At 73.0% G+C, this 13,873-nt stretch carries 11 protein-coding genes and 1 pseudogene; 10 read left to right on the top strand and 2 right to left on the bottom strand.

The features are described from left to right. Nucleotides 1-250: 250 nt before the first annotated feature. Nucleotides 251-1,957 (top strand): hypothetical protein, encoded by a 1,707-nt coding sequence (locus ACFYZJ_RS23240; RefSeq protein WP_388570915.1) that lies wholly within the window; start codon nt 251-253, stop codon nt 1,955-1,957. Beyond that, nucleotides 1,954-3,120, top strand: coding sequence for a type VII secretion-associated serine protease mycosin (gene mycP / locus ACFYZJ_RS23235; protein ID WP_388570914.1), 1,167 nt, complete (start codon nt 1,954-1,956; stop codon nt 3,118-3,120). Before ACFYZJ_RS23240 ends, mycP begins: the two co-directional genes overlap by 4 nt. 24 nt (nt 3,121-3,144) lie before the next feature. On the opposite strand, the pseudogene ACFYZJ_RS23230 reads toward mycP, so the two are convergent. Beyond that, nucleotides 3,145-4,090, bottom strand: a pseudogene (locus ACFYZJ_RS23230) (serine hydrolase). A 151-nt stretch (nt 4,091-4,241) separates the two neighbouring features. On the opposite strand from ACFYZJ_RS23230, the gene ACFYZJ_RS23225 reads away from it, so the two are divergent. Beyond that, nucleotides 4,242-4,973, top strand: coding sequence for an SseB family protein (locus ACFYZJ_RS23225; RefSeq protein ID WP_388570912.1), 732 nt, complete (start codon nt 4,242-4,244; stop codon nt 4,971-4,973). A gap of 24 nt (nt 4,974-4,997) precedes the next feature. On the opposite strand, the gene ACFYZJ_RS23220 is transcribed toward ACFYZJ_RS23225, so the two are convergent. Further along, a complete protein-coding gene (locus ACFYZJ_RS23220; protein ID WP_388570910.1) occupies nt 4,998-5,393 on the bottom strand; it encodes a DUF1844 domain-containing protein in 396 nt (131 codons plus the stop codon). Between the two features lie 370 nt (nt 5,394-5,763). Between ACFYZJ_RS23220 and infC the strand changes: the two genes are divergently transcribed. The 7 genes from infC to pheT all read left to right on the top strand — a co-directional run bounded on the left by infC (nt 5,764) and on the right by pheT (nt 13,477). Next, nucleotides 5,764-6,411: a translation initiation factor IF-3 gene (gene infC, locus ACFYZJ_RS23215; protein ID WP_103845041.1), complete on the top strand. Its 648-nt coding sequence runs from the start codon at nt 5,764-5,766 to the stop codon at nt 6,409-6,411. A gap of 185 nt (nt 6,412-6,596) precedes the next feature. Then, the gene (gene rpmI / locus ACFYZJ_RS23210) at nt 6,597-6,791 is read left to right on the top strand and encodes a 50S ribosomal protein L35 (RefSeq protein WP_103845027.1); all 195 of its coding nucleotides are present in this window, start codon (nt 6,597-6,599) and stop codon (nt 6,789-6,791) included. 113 nt (nt 6,792-6,904) lie between these two features. Next, on the top strand, nt 6,905-7,288 hold the full coding sequence (gene rplT, locus ACFYZJ_RS23205) for a 50S ribosomal protein L20 (protein WP_388570908.1): 384 nt from the start codon (nt 6,905-6,907) through the stop codon (nt 7,286-7,288). 366 nt (nt 7,289-7,654) lie between these two features. Continuing rightward, the gene (locus ACFYZJ_RS23200) at nt 7,655-8,515 is read left to right on the top strand and encodes a TrmH family RNA methyltransferase (protein WP_388570906.1); all 861 of its coding nucleotides are present in this window, start codon (nt 7,655-7,657) and stop codon (nt 8,513-8,515) included. Between the two features lie 50 nt (nt 8,516-8,565). Next, the gene (locus tag ACFYZJ_RS23195) at nt 8,566-9,702 is read left to right on the top strand and encodes an ATP-binding protein (protein WP_388570905.1); all 1,137 of its coding nucleotides are present in this window, start codon (nt 8,566-8,568) and stop codon (nt 9,700-9,702) included. Between the two features lie 140 nt (nt 9,703-9,842). Next, nucleotides 9,843-10,964: a phenylalanine--tRNA ligase subunit alpha gene (pheS, locus tag ACFYZJ_RS23190; RefSeq protein ID WP_388570903.1), complete on the top strand. Its 1,122-nt coding sequence runs from the start codon at nt 9,843-9,845 to the stop codon at nt 10,962-10,964. Further along, nucleotides 10,964-13,477, top strand: a complete 2,514-nt coding sequence (gene pheT, locus ACFYZJ_RS23185; protein ID WP_388570902.1) for a phenylalanine--tRNA ligase subunit beta — start codon at nt 10,964-10,966, stop codon at nt 13,475-13,477. The genes pheS and pheT overlap by 1 nt, the downstream gene beginning before the upstream one ends. The last annotated feature ends 396 nt before the right edge of the window (nt 13,478-13,873 follow it).

Here is a 13,873-nt window from a genome sequence, read left to right as displayed (position 1 = left end):
GACGATCCGGGCAGATGCCGCCGGTGACATGGACCGGTTCCCGTTCGAGGCGGATCAACCCGTAGAGTGACGCGCACGTGGGGAAGCGGTTGATCCGCTCGGGCGCGTACGCCTGGGATGGGCGCCCGCTCGCGCGGGTATGCCTGCCCAGGACGGGCGGGCGTCCGCACCACGCCCACCGGCCGTCCACCCGGGCGGTCGAACAACCGGGACATCCCGGGAGGCCCGGCGACAACGAAACGGGGGGTGCATGAGCACGGAAGCGCACCGCGCCTCCATCCCTCCGCGCCCCTCGACACCGCCCCGCCCGGCCACGCCGCCGGGCGACCCCGTGCCTGCGCGTCGTCCGGCGACGGGACCGGACCAGCCGGCGACCCCGCCCCGCCCGGCGACCCGCTCCGACGCCTCCGTGCCTCCGCCGCGCCCGTCGACGCCGCCGGGTGTCCAGCCCGCGGGGGCGAACGGCGCCTTCGCCGCCGGAGGCGGCCGGCCCCGGACGACGCAGCGCAACGGCTCCGCCGGAACGATCCCGCCCCACCCGGAGCAGCCGCCCGTCGCGGCACCCCCGTCCGGTCCGCAGGCCCCAGCCGCACCGCGGCGAACGCCGCCCGCCCGTACGTCCGTCCCGCCTGCCCCGCCCCACCCCGAGCAGCCGCCCCGGACGCAGACCACGATCCGGTCCGGCACGGCCGGGGCCCCGGTGCGGCCCGGTGCCGACGAGTTCTTCGGGCGTTCCGGTGCGGAGGGCGGCCCCCGCCGGCCGGACACGGTGGACGCCCCCGGGCACTCCGGCGCGAGCCGTCCCCCGGCCGGTCCCGGCGCGGTCGGCGAAGCCGCCCGGACCGGTGCCGGCACGCGGCCGTTCAGGCTCCGCGCGGGCGCGCCCCAGCGGCCCGCGGGGGGCTCCGAGGGCGCGTCCGGTCCTGACCGGGAACCGTCGGCGCGGCCCGCCCCCGAGTCCCGCGGCCTCTCGGACGTCCGACTCGACCGGCACGCCGAGGCCCCCGGCCCGCCCCCGCCGGCGGCCACCGCGCGCTTCCCCGACACACCCCCGACCGTCGGCACCGCCCCCTCGGCGGACCCCGTCGGCATAGTGGAGACCACCGCGCGGCTGCGCCCCGTCGAACCGGCACGGCCCTTCGTGACCCTCGCCCAGCCCGACACCCGCGGTGTCGACACCTCCCGGCCGCGGCCCTTCGGCGCCCGCGTCCGCCCCCGGGTCGCCGCGTCCGCCGCCTGCCTCGTTCTCGGGCTGGGCCTCATCGGCGGTGCCGCCACCGGCAGTTGGCTCACCGGTGACGACTCACCGGACGGGGCGCGGGGCGCGTACGCCGTCGCCGGAACCCTGTGGCACAACGTCCCCGTCGACCGGCTCTTCCCACCCACCGTCGACGGCCCGGGCGCCGGGCCCGGCGGCGCCGACCGCACCTGGACCCGTATAGCCGTCGCCCCCGACAGCGGCTGCACGGACGCCTTCGACCCCCTTCTGCGCAAGGCCCTCGCCCCGGTGGGCTGTCTGCGGCTGCTGCGCGCCACCTATACCGACGCGACCCGCAGCCAGGTCACCACCGTCGGACTGATGTTCACACGGGCCGACGCCGCCGCCATGGGCGCCCTCGCCAGCCGCTTCAAGGACGAGGGCCTGGACCGCCGCACCGACCTCATGCCCCGCCCGTACGCGGCCAGGGGCACTGTCGCGGCGGGCTTCGGCGACGCCCAGCGCGCGTCCTGGACGATATCGGTCCTCACCGACGCCCCCGTCGTCGTCTACGCCGTCTCCGGCTTCGCCGACGGCCGCACCGTCACCGAACCCCAGCCGGCCGAGGACGCCATGAAGAACGGCGCCACCACGGCCCCCGCCCAGGCGGGACTCGGCAACGACGCGGCCGGCCTCGCCGACCGCATCGAGGCGGCCCTGCGCAGGACCTTCACCTCGGCCACGGAGAAGCCCTCATGAGCGCCCGCACCACCGGCGCGCGCCTGCTCACCCTCCTCCTCGCCGGCGCCCTCGCCGTGCTGCCCGCCACCGCCGCCCACGCCGACGGCATCCGTGCCCAGGAGTGGGCCCTCGACGCCCTGCACCTGAGGGAGGCCTGGCAGACGACCAAGGGCAAGGGCATCACCGTCGCCGTCCTCGACACCGGCGTCGACGACACCCACCCCGACCTCGCGGGCAACGTGCTCCCCGCCAAGGACCTGGTCGGCTTCGGCGCCCAGCGCGGCGACCGCGCCTGGGCCCGGCACGGCACCGCGATGGCCGGCATCATCGCCGGACACGGCCACGGCGTCGACGACACCGACGGCGTCATCGGCGTCGCCCCCGAGGCGAAGATCCTTCCCGTCCGCGTCATCCTCGAGGACGGCGACCCCGCCCGTACGAAGGCCCGCAACACCCGCGGCAACGCCCTCGCCGAAGGCATCCGCTGGGCCGTCGACCACGGCGCCGACGTCATCAACCTCTCCCTCGGCGACGACTCCAGCTCCGCGCACCCGGAAGCGGCGGAGGACGAGGCCATCCAGTACGCCCTGAAGAAGGGCGTCGCCGTCGTCGCCTCGGCCGGCAACGGTGGCGAGCTAGGCGACCACACCTCGTACCCGGCGGCCTACCCGGGTGTCATCGCCGCCACCGCCGTCGACCGCTACGGCACGCGCGCCTCCTTCTCCACCCGCCGCTGGTACGCCACCGTCAGCGCCCCCGGCGTCGACGTCGTCATCGCCGACCCGGACCGCAGGTACTACGAGGGGTGGGGCACGAGCGCGGCCTCCGCCTTCGTCTCGGGCGCCGTCGCGCTGATCAAGGCGGCCCGTCCGGGACTCAGCCCGGCCCAGATCAAGCAACTCCTGGAGAAGACGGCCCGCAACGCCCCCACCGGCGGCCGGGACGACTCCCGCGGCTTCGGCTTCATCGACCCCGCGGCGGCCATCAAGGCGGCGACCGGGCTCAGGCCGGACAACCTGCGCGCGACGGCATACGGCAAGGAGTACTTCGGCCCCGGCCCGGACACGGCCGACGCCGCCTCGGACTCCCCGGGCTGGGCGGCGCCCCTGGCAGGGACCCTGGGCGTGGCGCTGCTGGTGGCTTCGGTACTGCTGTGGAGGGGCCGCAGAAGTGCCCCGTAGGCGACCCGCGGTCCCCAGGCGCTCTCAGCCGAACACGGCCACGGCCGCGCGCGACGCGGCCTCCACCACCGAAATGCCCTGCTGCTTCGTCGAGTTCCCGTCGGACAACGCCGCCACCAGGTAGTCGCGCCCGCCGGCCGTCACCCGCCCGATGCTGTTGACGTCCCACAGCCCGGTCGTGCTCCGCGGCAGCCATCCGTTCTTCAACGCCCACGCGGAGCCGTCCGCAGCGGCGGAGACCCCCCACCGCTGATCCTCGGCGATGTCGCCCATCAGCCCCCGCAGAAAGGACCGCGATGCCGGGCTCAGTTGCGAGTCGCCCCCGAACACCTGCCGCAGCAGGGTCACTTGATCCGCCGCCGTGGTCTGCGTGAGCCCCCACAACGCGCCGTCACCACCGACCGTGTCCGTCAGACCGAAGCGCTTGTTCGCGCTGTCCAGGCCGTCGGCGCGCCCGATCGCGGTCCACAGTGCCGACGCGGACGCGTTGTCGCTGTTCTCGATCATGGCGGCGGCGTACGCCTTCTCCTGCGCGGTCAGGTGCCGGCCGGCGTCCTGCGCCTGGAGCAGCAGCGTCGCCAGGATGTCGACCTTGACGATGCTCGCCGTGTCGAAGGTGCCGTCGCCGGACACGGCGCTCTCCCCGGAGCCCATCGAGAGCACCGCCACGGCCACGTCCGCCGTGTCCTCGACGGCCACCGAGGCCATCGCCCGCCGCAGCAGCGCGTCCCGGTCCACCGAGGGTTCCGCGGCAGGGTCCACCGATGCCTCCTGGCTCGTCGAGGCCGGCGCCGAGGGCGTCACCGACCACGCCGACGATACGGCGTCCGCGTGCGCCCGCGCCCTCCCGGTACGCCGTCCCCGTGGCCGTACCGTCGGCCACGACGGCCGCCGCCGGCGCCGTACAGAGGACCGACCGGCGCCGCGATGCGCGGGCGCGGTGGCGACGGCGGGTTCCCGGGGATTCCATGGCCGCCGATGCTCGGGGCCTGTCCGGTGCATGCCGCGGGACCCGCGTCAGACCTGTGTCAGGGCACGCTGAGAAACCCGGGAGAGCGGCGACCGCGGTGTCTCAGGGGCGGCACGACCCCGGCGAAGACCCCCCGATAGGGTCGGTGACCGTGGCGAACAAGAACATTCCCGACTCCGGCTTCTCCGACGACGACGGCTCGGCCGACCCCCGGCTGAGCGCGGCGCTCGCCGCCTGGGCCGAGGACCGCAGTGCCCTGGGGTCGGTCCTGGAGGCGCTCAAGGGCGCACGGCTGCTGGTGCCCGTGGTGGCCGTGCTCGGGGAGGTCGAGGAGGACGAGCGGGGGCTGCGCCGCGAGAAGACCAGCGAGATGGCCGTACCGACCCTGAAGGCCGGCGGCCGCACCGCCCTGCCCGCCTTCACCTCCACGGACTCGCTGGCCCGCTGGGACCCGGCGGCCCGCCCGGTCGCCGTCCCGCTGCACCAGGCCCTGCAGGCCGCCGCGCACGAGAAGGCCGACACGATCGTCCTGGACCTGTCCGGGCCGGTGCCGTTCGAGCTGACGGGCCCCGCGCTGCTGGCCCTCGCCGAGGGCCGTACGACGACCGACCCGCTCGCCGACCCGGCCGTGACCGGAGCCGTGCGGGACGCCGTGGCCGCCGAGCCCTCCGTGCAGTGTGCCTACCTGGGCCCGGGCCGGGCGGACGGCATCCTCGCGCTCGTCCTCGACCCGGCGGCGAGCCCGGCCGAGGCCGTGCGCGCGGTGGCCGAGCGGATGGCCGGCGACGACACACTGAGGGCCCGCCTGGTGCGCGGCCTCGACCTGGCAGTCCTGCCGGCCGGAGCGACGCCCCCGGGCGAGCCCCTGTTCGTGCGTTCGTGAATTCCTGGGCGGGGGTGAGTCGGACTAGCCGTAGACCGGCCCGGTGTACTTCTCACCCGGACCCTGGCCCGGGTCGTCCGGGACGACCGACGCCTCGCGGAACGCGAGCTGCAGCGACTTCAGGCCGTCACGCAGCGGCGCCGCGTGGAAGGAGCTGATCTCCGTCGCGCTCGCGTCGAGCAGACCGGCCAGGGCGTGCACCAGCTTGCGGGCCTCGTCCAGGTCCTTGTACTTGTCGCCCTCCTCGGTCAGACCGAGCTTCACGGCGGCGGCGCTCATCAGGTTGACGGCGACCGTCACGATCACCTCGACCGCGGGCACCTCCGCGATGTCGCGGGTCATGGCGTCGAAGTCGGCATGCTCGGCGGAAGCCGGGGATTCCGTGGGAGCCTCGGATTCCGAGGGGGAGGTGTCACTCATGCCCCACACGATAGGTGCCGGACGCGGGTTGGCCTCAATTAGCCCTGGCCGACCGAAGCTGCTAGCCTTGAGTGACGACCGGCCGGACACCTGGTTGCCCGGCCCACAAGTGGAGGCTCCGATCTCCCACCTGGCCGCCCCGAGGGGCGGCGGGTCACCGGTCAGGCGGCCACCACCGTTCCGTACGGACGGTGGAGTCGCCCGAAATCGCGCCCCGCGGTACACCGCGGCGGTGCTCCGGAAAGTTCGGAGTCCCGCCTGTGTCCCGTCCGGGGCATTTTTCATGCGCCGCGATGGTTGGTCCTTGTGTCAAACCAGACATATACGCGGCCGTCCGCCAGGCGGCCGTAGGTGCTACCGAGGAGGATCCATCAGCGCCGAGCCCCGCATCAACGACCGGATTCGCGTTCCCGAGGTGCGACTTGTCGGTCCCAGTGGCGAGCAGGTCGGCATCGTGCCGCTTGCCAAGGCCCTGGAGCTTGCGCAGGAGTACGACCTGGACCTGGTCGAGGTCGCGGCGAACGCCCGTCCGCCCGTGTGCAAGCTCATGGACTACGGGAAGTTCAAGTACGAGTCGGCCATGAAGGCCCGTGAGGCGCGCAAGAACCAGGCGCACACGGTCATCAAGGAGATGAAGCTCCGGCCGAAGATCGACCCGCACGACTATGACACCAAGAAGGGTCACGTCGTCCGGTTCCTCAAGCAGGGCGACAAGGTCAAGATCACGATCATGTTCCGTGGCCGCGAGCAGTCCCGCCCCGAGCTGGGCTACCGACTGCTGCAGCGCCTCGCGGAGGACGTCCAGGACCTCGGCTTCGTCGAGTCGAACCCGAAGCAGGACGGCCGCAACATGATCATGGTTCTCGGTCCGCACAAGAAGAAGACCGAGGCGATGGCCGAGGCCCGTCAGGCGCAGGAGGCCCGCAAGGCGTCCGCGAAGGCCAACCCCGGCCGCTCGCAGAACCCCGCCGACGCCGAGACCGCCGAGGCCCCGGCTGAGGCATCCGCCGAGGCCTGATCCCGGGGCGTGAGCCCCGGGGGAGCCGGACGTACGGACGTACGACCGCCACAGGGTGGACGTACGGACCCCGGAAAACCCGGGACGCCAGTCCCAGGATGTAAACCGATACAAGAGCGACGCTCCGACGTGCCCGGTTTCGCGACCGGGCACCGGAGCGCCACCGACGAGGAGAGAACGGCGCTATGCCGAAGAACAAGTCGCACAGCGGTGCCAGCAAGCGCTTCAAGGTCACCGGCTCCGGCAAGGTGCTCCGTGAGCGCGCCGGCAAGCGCCACCTGCTCGAGCACAAGTCGTCCCGTCTGACGCGTCGCCTCACCGGCAACGCCGAGATGGCCCCGGGTGACACCAAGAAGATCAAGAAGCTTCTCGGCAAGTGACGCCACGGCGCCTGATCCTCTGATCAGTCCGCGCCGTACGTACGTCAGGACCGGGACCCAATCGTTTCGGGCCGTGTGACGACCCCCACGGCCCCGCTACAAGGAGTTAACAAGTGGCACGCGTCAAGCGGGCAGTCAACGCCCACAAGAAGCGCCGGGCGATCCTCGAGCAGGCCTCCGGCTACCGCGGTCAGCGTTCGCGCCTGTACCGCAAGGCCAAGGAGCAGGTCACCCACTCGCTGGTCTACAACTACAACGACCGCAAGAAGCGCAAGGGCGACTTCCGTCAGCTGTGGATCCAGCGCATCAACGCCGCTGCCCGCGCCAACGGCATCACCTACAACCGCTTCATCCAGGGTCTGAAGGCCGCGAACATCGAGGTCGACCGCAAGATCCTGGCCGAGCTGGCGGTCAACGACGCGAACGCGTTCGCCGCGCTCGTCGAGGCCGCGCAGAAGGCGCTGCCGGCGGACGTGAACGCGCCGAAGGCGGCGTGACGCTGCGCCGGCTCTAGCCGGATGTGAACCGGGCCCGCAGGCTTAGGACGGTCTGCGGGTCCGGTTGCGTCTGCGCAGCCGCAGCCGCAGCCGCAGCCGCAGCCGCAGCCGCGGCAGCCGGTCGCAGCCGAGCTGCGCCCACCCGTGCCGCTGGGGCGGCACGGGTGGGCGCCGGGGGTGCCCCCCCGCTCGAAGAGCTCGGGGGAAGCACCCCTGCCGGCGCCGGTGAGCGACAGCCCCCTGCGGTACGGCACGACACGCTGCGCGTCGCAACGGACAGTTCGGCACCGCCGAGACCCGTCGCTGCCGCTGAGCGCCGTGGCGGATAGAGGTTGCACACACCCCTTGACCCCGAAGGTGAACCGCATGGCCCCCGCCACCCCCGAGCTCATCTCCCCCCGTTCCCCCCGCGTCAGCGCCGCGCGGCGGCTGGCGAAGCGGAACTTCCGGGGCAAGGAGCGGCTGTTTCTCGCGGAGGGGCCGCAGGCCGTGCGGGAGGCCGCGGGGCACCGGGGCGGGGGCACGGCGACCCTCGTCGAGCTGTTCGCCACCCCGGACGCCGCGGAGCGGTACGCAGACATCGTGGGGGCGGCCCGAGACGCCGGCGCCCGCGTCCACCTCGCCACCGAGCAGGTGATCGCCGACATCTCCACCACCGTCACCCCGCAGGGCCTGGTCGGGATCTGCCGGTTCCTGGACACCGACTTCGAGGCGATCCTCAAGACCCGCCCCCGCCTCGTCGCCGTGCTCGCCCATGTGCGCGACCCGGGCAACGCCGGCACCGTCCTGCGCTGCGCCGACGCCGCCGGTGCCGAGGCCGTCGTGCTCACCGACGCCTCCGTCGACCTGTACAACCCCAAGGCCGTCCGCGCCTCCGTCGGCTCGCTCTTCCACCTGCCGGTCGCCGTCGGCGTCCCCGTGGAGCGGGCCGTGGCCGGGCTCAAGGACGCCGGCGTACGCATCCTCGCCGCCGACGGCGCGGGCGACCACGACCTCGACGAGGAGCTCGACAAGGGCACCATGGGCGTGCCCACCGCCTGGGTGTTCGGCAACGAGGCCTGGGGGCTTCCGGAGGAGACGCGGGAGCTGGCCGACGCCGTCGTCCGGGTGCCCATCCACGGAAGGGCCGAGAGCCTGAACCTCGCGACCGCCGCGGCCGTATGTCTCTATGCGTCCGCCCGTGCACAGCGCGCCCCCGGAGGGTGCCGCTCCGTCACTCACGGCTAGTAGGGTGGCGGGCTCGGGGCCCACGGCCTGACGAGAGGTGGGGTACGGGGATGAGGGTCGGCACGAGCAGAGCACCGCAGGCACGGGACGCGGACCGCGCCCCCGGGCCCCGGCGCGGCGATCTCGTCGAGCTCGGCATCGACCCGGACGAACTCCCCGACGGACTCGTCGTCGCCGACGAACACGGGCGCGTCATCTGCTTCAACGCCGCCGCCGAACGCATCACCGCCGTCCGCGCCGCCGCTGCTCTCGGACAGCGGCTCGACAAGGCCCTGCCGTTGGAAGACCTGGAGGGGCGGCGCTGGTGGCAGCTGACCGACCCCTACGGGGGGCTCGCGATCCGCGTACGGCAGCCGGAACGCAACCTCCTGCTGCCCGGGGGACGTGAGGTCCTCGTGTCCGCGCGTTATGTGCGCACCCACCCCACCGGGCCCATCCGCCGCGTCGTCGTCACCCTGCGCGACACCGAGGCCCGCCGCCGTACCGAACGCAGCCACGCCGAGCTGATCGCGACCGTGGCCCACGAACTGCGCTCACCGCTCACCTCCGTGAAGGGCTTCACCGCCACCCTCCTCGCCAAGTGGGAACGCTTCACCGACGACCAGAAGCGGCTCATGCTGGAGACCGTCGACGCCGACGCCGACCGGGTCACACGGCTGATCGCCGAACTGCTCGACATCTCCCGGATCGACTCCGGGCGGCTGGAGGTGCGCCGCCAGCCCGTCGACATAGGGGCGGCCGTCGGACGGCACATCCAGGCGTACGTCGCCGCGGGCCAGCCCGCCGACCGCTTCCTGCTGCGCATCGAGCAGCCGCTGCCCGCCCTGTGGGCCGACCCCGACAAGATCGACCAGGTGCTCAGCAACCTCCTGGAAAATGCCGTGCGCCACGGCGAGGGAACCGTCACGATCGACATCACGCCCTCGGTGTCGCCCCGGGAAGGGGACGACGCCGGCACGTCGGTCACGGTGAGCGACGAGGGCCCCGGCATCCCGGAGGAGTCCATGAACCGCGTCTTCACCCGCTTCTGGCGGGGCAGCAAGCGCGGCGGCACGGGCCTCGGGCTCTACATCGTCAAGGGCATCGTCGAGGCCCACGGCGGCACCATCACGGTCGGCCGCGCCCGCGGCGGCGGCGCCGAGTTCCGATTTACGTTGCCCGTGGGGGCACCGGCCTGCCTGGCCTGAGCAACCCACGGGCGCATTCGCATTCCTCAGCCCCGTTAGACTCGGCCATTGGCACCTTTGCGTCCCAATATCCGACAGACGACTCGTCCACGAGTCGGTGACGGGGACCGTCAGCCAGCCAATCGGAAGCACGGGAAGAGATGTCGGCACCCAATAAGTCGTACGACCCTGTCGAGGTCGAGGCCTTGAAACCGGAAGAGATCGAGCGCATGCGGGACGAGGCGCTCGCCGCCTTCGCCGCCGCGGACTCCCTCGACGCGCTCCACGAGGCCAAGGTCGCCCACACCGGCCCCACCTCGCCGCTGGCCCTCGCCAACCGCGAGATCGGCGCCCTGCCCCCGCACGCCAAGGCCGACGCCGGCAAGCGCGTGGGACAGGCCCGCGGCGCCGTGAACAAGGCCCTCACCGCCCGCCAGGCCGAGCTGGAGGCCGAGCGGGACGCCCGCGTGCTCATCGAGGAGGACGTGGACGTCACCCTGCCCCACGACCGCGTCCCGGCCGGCGCCCGGCACCCGCTGACCACGCTCTCGGAGCGCATCGAGGACATCTTCGTGGCCATGGGCTACGAGGTCGCCGAGGGCCCCGAGGTCGAGGCCGAGTGGTTCAACTTCGACGCCCTCAACATCGGCCCGGACCACCCGGCGCGAGGCGAGGCCGACACCTTCTTCGTGCAGGCGCCCGACGGCGGCTCCGAGTCCGGTGTCGTGCTGCGCACCCACACCTCGCCCGTGCAGATCCGCTCCCTGCTCGACCGTGAGCTGCCGGTCTACGTGATCTGCCCCGGCCGCGTGTACCGCACCGACGAGCTGGACGCCACCCACACCCCCGTCTTTCACCAGGTCGAGCTGCTCGCCATCGACGAGGGCCTGACCATGGCGGACCTCAAGGGCACGCTGGACCACATGGTCCAGTCCCTGTTCGGCGAGGGCATGAAGACCCGGCTGCGGCCGAACTTCTTCCCCTTCACCGAGCCGTCCGCCGAGATGGACATGCTCTGCTACGTCTGCAAGGGCGAGTCCGTCGGCAACCCCGACCGGCCCTGCCGTACGTGCTCCTCCGAGGGCTGGATCGAGCTCGGCGGCTGCGGCATGGTCAACCCGCGGGTGCTCATTGCCTGTGGCGTCGACCCGGAGAAGTACAGCGGCTTCGCCTTCGGGTTCGGCATCGAGCGGATGCTTATGTTCCGCCACAACGTCGAGGACATGCGAGACATGGTCGAAGGTGACGTCCGGTTCACCCGGCCGTTCGGGATGGAGATCTGATGCGGGTCCCGCTTTCTTGGCTGCGGGAGTACGTCGACCTGCCGGCGACTGAGACCGGGCGCGACGTCCAGGCCAAGCTCATTTCGGCCGGCCTGGAGGTCGAGACCGTCGAGCAGCTCGGCGCCGACCTCAAGGGTCCGCTGGTCGTGGGCCAGGTGCTGACCATCGAGGAACTGGAGGGCTTCAAGAAGCCGATCCGCTACTGCACCGTCGACGTCGGCCAGGCCAACGGCACCGGCGAGCCCCAGGAGATCGTCTGCGGCGCCCGCAACTTCGCCGTCGGCGACAAGGTCGTGGTGGCCCTCCCCGGCGCCGTGCTGCCCGGCGACTTCGCGATCGCCGAGCGCAAGACGTACGGCCGGATGTCCCGCGGCATGATCTGCTCCAGCGACGAGCTGAACATGGGCGACGACGGCACCAAGGGCATCATCGTGCTGCCGCCCGCCACCGAGGTGGGCAAGGACGCCATCGAGCTGCTCGAGCTCGTCGACGAGGTGCTCGACATCGCCGTCACCGCCAACCGCGGCGACTGCCTGTCGATCCGCGGTGTAGCCCGCGAGACCGCCATCGCCTACGGCCTGCCGCTGCGCGACCCGGCCCTGCTCGACGTACCGGCCCCGAACGCGTTCGGCCACCCGGTGAAGATCTCCGAGCCGCTCGGCTGCGACCGCTTCACCGCCCGCACGGTGACCGGAGTCGACCCCGAGGCCCGCTCCCCGATCTGGCTGCAGCGCCGACTGCAGAAGGTCGGCATGCGCCCGATCTCGCTCGCCGTCGACATCACCAACTACGTGATGATGGAGATCGGCCAGCCGCTGCACGCCTACGACCGCAAGCTGGTCCAGGGCACCATCGGCGTGCGCCGCGCCGAGGAGGGCGAGAAGTTCACCACCCTCGACGGCGTGACGCGCGCCCTGCACGCCGAGGACCTCGTGATCACCGACGACCGGGGCCCGATCGGCCTCGCCGGTGTCATGGGCGGCGCCAACACCGAGATCGCGGACCACGACGACGTGGAGAACGCCACCACCGAGATCGTGATCGAGGCCGCGCACTTCAACGCGGTGTCCATCGCACGTACGGCCCGTCGGCACAAGCTCTCCTCGGAGGCGTCCCGCCGCTTCGAGCGCGGCGTCGACCCGCTGGCCGCGGCCGCCGCCGCGCAGCGCACGGTGGACCTGCTGGTGCTGCTCGCGGGCGGTACCGCCGACGCGGGCGTCACCGAGATCATCGCGCCGTCCGCGCCGCACACCATCGCCATGCCCGCCGACCACCCGGAAAAGGTCGCGGGCGTCCACTACGGCCGCGAGACCGTCGTACGCAGGCTCCAGGAGGTCGGCTGCGACGTGTACGGGCAGGACGAGCTGATCGTCACCGTGCCGTCCTGGCGGCCCGACCTCGACGCCCAGAACGACCTGGCCGAGGAGGTCATCCGGCTGGAGGGCTACGAGAACCTGCCCTCCACGCTGCCCAAGCCCCCCTCCGGGCGCGGGCTGACCCGCCGGCAGCGGCTGCACCGCCGCGTCGGCCGGGCGCTGGCCGGGGCCGGCTATGTCGAGGCGCCGAACTACCCGTTCCTCAGCGAGCAGGTCTTCGACCAGTTCGCTCTGGAGGCCGACGACCCGGCCCGCCGCGTCGTCAAGCTGGTCAACCCGCTCAGCGACGAGGAGCCCGCGCTCCGCACGACGCTGCTGCCGGGGCTGCTGGGTGCGCTGCGCCGCAACGACGGCCGTGGCTCGCACGACCTGGCGCTGTTCGAGACCGGGCTGGTGTTCCACCCGCGTGAGGAGCGTCGTGTGGCCGCCCATCTGCCGGTCGACCGGCGTCCCACCGACGAGGAGATCGCCGCGCTGAACGCGGTGCTGCCCGAGCAGCCGCGCCATGTGGCCGTCGTCCTCGCGGGCGCCCGGGAACAGGACGGCTGGTGGGGCAAGGGCCGCCCGGCCGACTGGGCCGACGCGGTGGAGGCCGCCCGGACCGTGGCCCATGAGGCCGGGGTCGAGCTGATCGTCCGCAAGGGCCGGTACGGGCCGTGGCACCCGGGCCGCTGCGCCGAGCTGGTCATCGCCGCCGACGGGGCGGAGCAGGTCGTGGGTCACGCGGGCGAGCTGCACCCGCGTGTCCTGAAGGCGCTCGGTCTGCCCGAGCGCACCTGTGCGATGGAGCTGAACCTGGACGCGCTGGAGGCGGTCGGCGACGGCACCCCGCAGGCGCCCGGCATCTCCACCTTCCCGGTCGCCACGCAGGACGTCGCGCTCGTCGTCGACAAGCCGGTGCCGCAGGCGGAGGTCGAGGCCGCGCTGCGCGAGGGCGCCGGCGAACTCCTCGAGTCCATCCGGCTGTTCGACGTCTACGAGAACGACGAGCAGCTCGGCGAGGGCCGCAAGTCGCTGGCGTACGCGTTGCGCTTCCGCGCGGCCGACCGGACGCTCACGGTGGACGAGGCGTCCGCCGCGCGCGACGCGGCGATCGCGCTGGCCGCTGAGCGCACGGGTGCGGTGCTGCGGAGTTAGTTCCGCTGGAGCGTCGGGGAACGGGGGTGATGCGCCGGCTGCGGCTCGTCCGTGGCCGGTCGCTCACGCGGCGGAGCCGCATATCGATACGGCCCCGCGCTCTTCACGGGCGCGGGGCCGCGACATCATGCGGTTCCGCCGCGTGTGCGCGAGAAACCACGACGAGCCCGCACCCGGCGCACGAGCCGCTGTCACCCGGCGCTTCCAGCCACGCGCCTGGCACGGCCACGCCGTCCGCCGGCCGCGGAGTGTCGGGCAGGCAACCGGTCGGACGGCGTGGAGCGGGCCGCCGCACTGTACGAGGGGGAGCCGACGGCCCGGCCGGCCTCTTGCGAGGGTTTTCAAGTCAAGCGCCCGGAAACTCTCCGCGACAGCGCACGCACAGCGCGGATTCGC

It is taken from the genome of Streptomyces sp. NPDC001848, assembly GCF_042891915.1.
GTDB lineage: Bacteria > Actinomycetota > Actinomycetes > Streptomycetales > Streptomycetaceae > Streptomyces.
The sequence above is the reverse complement of the archived record's forward strand: the minus strand, read 5'-3'. Positions and strand labels throughout refer to the sequence as shown.

Coding starts and splice junctions, on each gene's coding strand:
- ACFYZJ_RS23200 (WP_388570906.1), top strand. CDS start 7,655: ATGGCCCCCGCCACCCCCGAGCTCATCTCCCCCCGTTCCCCCCGCGTC.
- mycP (WP_388570914.1), top strand. CDS start 1,954: ATGAGCGCCCGCACCACCGGCGCGCGCCTGCTCACCCTCCTCCTCGCC.
- pheT (WP_388570902.1), top strand. CDS start 10,964: ATGCGGGTCCCGCTTTCTTGGCTGCGGGAGTACGTCGACCTGCCGGCG.
- ACFYZJ_RS23195 (WP_388570905.1), top strand. CDS start 8,566: ATGAGGGTCGGCACGAGCAGAGCACCGCAGGCACGGGACGCGGACCGC.
- ACFYZJ_RS23240 (WP_388570915.1), top strand. CDS start 251: ATGAGCACGGAAGCGCACCGCGCCTCCATCCCTCCGCGCCCCTCGACA.
- pheS (WP_388570903.1), top strand. CDS start 9,843: ATGTCGGCACCCAATAAGTCGTACGACCCTGTCGAGGTCGAGGCCTTG.
- ACFYZJ_RS23220 (WP_388570910.1), bottom strand. CDS start 5,393: ATGAGTGACACCTCCCCCTCGGAATCCGAGGCTCCCACGGAATCCCCG.
- rpmI (WP_103845027.1), top strand. CDS start 6,597: ATGCCGAAGAACAAGTCGCACAGCGGTGCCAGCAAGCGCTTCAAGGTC.